Source organism: Streptomyces sp. MBT65 (assembly GCF_016612545.1).
Taxonomy (GTDB): Bacteria; Actinomycetota; Actinomycetes; order Streptomycetales; family Streptomycetaceae; genus Streptomyces.
The window spans coordinates 1-2,437 of record NZ_JAENRY010000595.1 but is presented as its reverse complement, the minus strand read 5'-3'; the positions used below and the strand labels follow the sequence as shown (position 1 = coordinate 2,437).

Here is a 2,437-nt window from a genome sequence, read left to right as displayed (position 1 = left end):
GTTCACCGACCGGCTGCTCGACGACGAGATCCGGCAGCGCATCGAGGGCTTCCGGCGGCAGGTCGCCGCGGAGGCGCGGCGCCGGGTCGCCGAGCGGCGCGGCCGGGACGAGCTCGCCCGGCGGGCGGTGCCGCCGACGGCCGACCGCGTCGACTTCCTGTTCGCCGGCCGGGCCCAACTGGCCGAACTGCGCAGGGCGGTTCAGCCGCTGGCCCGGAAGCTGGCCACCCGTCTCGCCGCGCGTCGCCGCCGCGCCTCGCGGGGCACGATCGACCTCCGCCGCACCCTGCGCGGCTCACTGTCCACGGGCGGGGTGCCGATGCGGCCCGTGCTGCGCCGGCGTCGGCCGGTCCGGCCCGAACTGGTGCTGCTGTGCGATGTGTCGGGCTCGGTGTCGGGCTTCTCCGACTTCACGATGCTGCTGGTGCAGGCGCTGCACGACCAGTTCAGCAAGGTGCGGGTGTTCGCCTTCGTCAACCGCCTCGACGAGGTGACCCCGCTGCTCGTGCACGGCACGGCCGACCCCGAGGGCCTCGGCACCCGCATCCGCGACGAGGCCACCCTCACCGGCTGGCACGGAAGCAGCGACTACGGCGTCGCCCTGGGCGAGTTCGCCGAGCGGTACGGCGACGCGGTGGGCCCGCGCACGACCGTGTTCGTCCTCGGCGACGCCCGCACCAACATGAGCGACCCGAATCTGCCGGCCGTCCGGCAGATCGCCCAACGGGCCCGCCGCGTCTACTGGTTGAACCCCGAGCAGCGCTCCCAGTGGGGCACCGGCGACTCGGCCGCACGCGGCTACGCGGAGCTGGTCGAGATGCACGAGTGCCGCAACGCCCAGCAACTCAGCGCGCTGGTCGGCCGGTTGCTGCCGATCTGACCGGTCAGCCGACTACGCGGTCGCCAACTGCGGGTACAGCGCGCCGCCTTCGGCGGAGAGCCCGGCCTTCACCTGCCGGGTCAGGTCGTCGGCCAGCACCTCGAAGGCGCCGGACTCGATGCCGTCGAGGGCCTGTGCGGCCACGCTCTCGGGAGTGGACTTGGGCCCGTCGACATGCGCGGCCATGTCCGTGTCGACGTAGCCGACATGCAGTCCGGTGACCTCGATGCCGCGCGGCTTCAGGTCCAGGCGCAGGGAGTTGGTCTGCGACCAGAACGCGGCCTTGGACGCGCTGTAGGAGCCGGCGAGGCCGACCCAGGACAGCACCGAGTGGAAGTTGAGGATGTGGCCGCCGCCGTTGCGCTCGATGATCGGCACGAAGGCGCGCGTGACGAGCAGCGGGCCGTAGAAGTTGGTCTCGAACTCGCGGCGGATGTCCTCGACGGGCGAGTCCAGGAAGTTCGCGTTCACGGCCGCGCCCGCGTTGTTGATCAGGATGGTGACGTCCTGCGCCTGCTCGGCCGCCGCCGCGACGGACGCGGGGTCACTGACCTCCAGTGCCAGGGGTACGGCGTCGGGGTGGGTGACGGTCTTCGGGTCGCGGGCGGTGGCGTACACCTTCTTGGCGCCCCGCTCGTACAGCGCCTCGACCAGCGCGCGGCCGATGCCACGGCTGCCGCCGGTGACGAGGACGACGGAACCTTCGATGTTCGCCATGGGGATCTCCCGAGGTGAGGGGGTGCCGTAGAGCACCCGACCCGAACAGGAAACCGATCGGTTTCCTCATGTCGACCACAGTAAACCGATCGGTTTCCATCGGCAAGCCCACCCGCGGACGAACCGCCGGAGCACGCGATGATGTACGTCATGAGCGACCCCCGCGTGGAACTGGCCACCTTCCCCACCCCCGTCGAACCGGCCCCGAGACTCGCCGTCGCGATCGGGCTCGGCGCCGACGACCTGTGGATCAAACGCGACGATCTGACCGGCCTCGGAGGCGGCGGCAACAAGATCCGCAAGCTGGAGTGGACCGTGGGCGCGGCGCTCGCCGAGGGCGCCGACACCCTGGTCACCACGGGCGCCCCGCAGAGCAACCACGCCCGTCTGACCGCGGCCGCCGGAGCGCGGCTCGGACTGGACGTGGTGCTGGTGCTGCGCGGATCGCCGGGTGCGTCGCGCTCCGGGAACCTCGCCCTCGACGGGCTGTTCGGCGCCCGGATCGCCTGGGCGGGCGAGGTGGACCAGGCCGGGCTGGACCGGGCGGCGGCCGAGGTCTGCGAGCGACTGCGCGAGTCGGGCGCCCGGCCCGCGCGGATCCCGTTCGGCGGTTCCAGCGCGCTCGGCGCACGCGGCTATGTGCGCTGCGGCGAGGAGCTGCGCCGACAGCTCCCCGATCTGCGTACGGCCGTCGTCGCGCTCGGCTCGGGCGGCACGATGGCGGGGCTGGTGGTCTCGCTAGGGACGGACGCGGTGCTCGGCGTCGACGTGGGCGCGCTGCCCGAACCGGCCGCGGCCGTAAGCGAGTTCGCGGGACTGACCTTGCCCCCGTCCCCGTCC

The 2,437-nt window shown here is 72.8% G+C and carries 3 protein-coding genes; 2 read left to right on the top strand and 1 reads right to left on the bottom strand.

The window, feature by feature from the left end:
• Window positions 1-880 (top strand): VWA domain-containing protein (locus tag JHN63_RS50795; RefSeq protein ID WP_200691899.1); only part of this gene is annotated, 880 nt, incomplete at its 5' end.
• A gap of 12 nt (window positions 881-892) precedes the next feature.
• Here the strand turns inward: JHN63_RS50795 and JHN63_RS50790 are convergent.
• On the bottom strand, window positions 893-1,597 hold the full coding sequence (locus JHN63_RS50790) for an SDR family oxidoreductase (protein ID WP_200691898.1): 705 nt from the start codon (window positions 1,595-1,597) through the stop codon (window positions 893-895).
• Window positions 1,598-1,747: 150 nt separating this feature from the next.
• Here JHN63_RS50790 and JHN63_RS50785 point away from each other — a divergent pair.
• Window positions 1,748-2,437 (top strand): pyridoxal-phosphate dependent enzyme (locus JHN63_RS50785; RefSeq protein WP_200691897.1); only part of this gene is annotated, 690 nt, incomplete at its 3' end.

Coding starts and splice junctions, on each gene's coding strand:
- JHN63_RS50790 (WP_200691898.1), bottom strand. CDS start 1,597: ATGGCGAACATCGAAGGTTCCGTCGTCCTCGTCACCGGCGGCAGCCGT.